Source organism: Mesorhizobium sp. M1E.F.Ca.ET.063.01.1.1 (assembly GCF_003998155.1).
Taxonomy (GTDB): domain Bacteria; phylum Pseudomonadota; class Alphaproteobacteria; order Rhizobiales; family Rhizobiaceae; genus Mesorhizobium.
The window spans coordinates 1-779 of record NZ_RZSC01001366.1 but is presented as its reverse complement, the minus strand read 5'-3'; the positions used below and the strand labels follow the sequence as shown (position 1 = coordinate 779).

The 779-nt window shown below is 65.7% G+C and carries 2 pseudogenes; one reads left to right on the top strand and one right to left on the bottom strand.

Annotated elements, in window-relative coordinates:
• A pseudogene (locus EOA29_RS38625) lies at positions 1 to 227 on the top strand (hypothetical protein); the annotation flags it as partial.
• A 49-nt stretch (positions 228 to 276) separates the two neighbouring features.
• On the opposite strand, the pseudogene EOA29_RS38620 reads toward EOA29_RS38625, so the two are convergent.
• A pseudogene (locus tag EOA29_RS38620) lies at positions 277 to 779 on the bottom strand (DNA polymerase IV); the annotation flags it as partial.

The following is a 779-nucleotide window of genomic DNA, read 5'->3' as shown; positions in this document are numbered from 1 at the left end:
GCGTCTATGTCGGCTCGCGCACGGGACCTGCGCAGTTGAACGGCAGCCGCGAGGGCAACGCGCTCAACCTCGGCATCCGTTGGGCAAAAGAGGTCAACGGCGACCGCAAGGCGCAATTGACCGTCGAAAAGACCGGCAGAGACGGCATGCGGCTGACGGTGACCGACACCGATCCGAAGACCGGCAAGACCATGGTGACGAGCCGGATCGATTTGCGGCGGACCTGATCGAGGTATGTCGTTATTCAGGGCCGGCCTGACGCGTCCGCAGCCGTTTTCATTCCTCGATCGGCTCGGGCGGGCTGGCGCCGCGGCCCTTGCCGAACGTGTAGCCGGTCTCCACGGCCTTCCTGCCGAACTTGTCGCGCAGCTCGTCGATGGCGGTTTCGGCCAGCGCGCGCTTGCGGGACTGGATGTCGACCAGATCGGGCGGATCGGCCTTCCCGTCGTCGGAGAGATCGCTGACGCCGATGCCGAGCAGGCGGAACTTCGTGCCGTCGGCCTCGCGGCGCAACAGGTCGAGCCCGGTCTGAAAGATGCGGTCGGCCAGCCGTGTCGGATCGCCGAGCTGGCGGTTGCGGGTGCGGAGCTTGAAATCCTGCGTCTTCAGCTTCAGCACCACGGTGCGCCCGGCAATGCCGGATTTCTTCAGCCGCGCCGAGACTTTTTCCGACAGGCCGCGCAATACCGGCACAAGTTCCGCCAGGGAGGCGATATCGGTGTCGAAGGTGGTTTCGGCCGAAACGCTCTTGGCATCGCCGTCGGGGTCGACGCGACGAT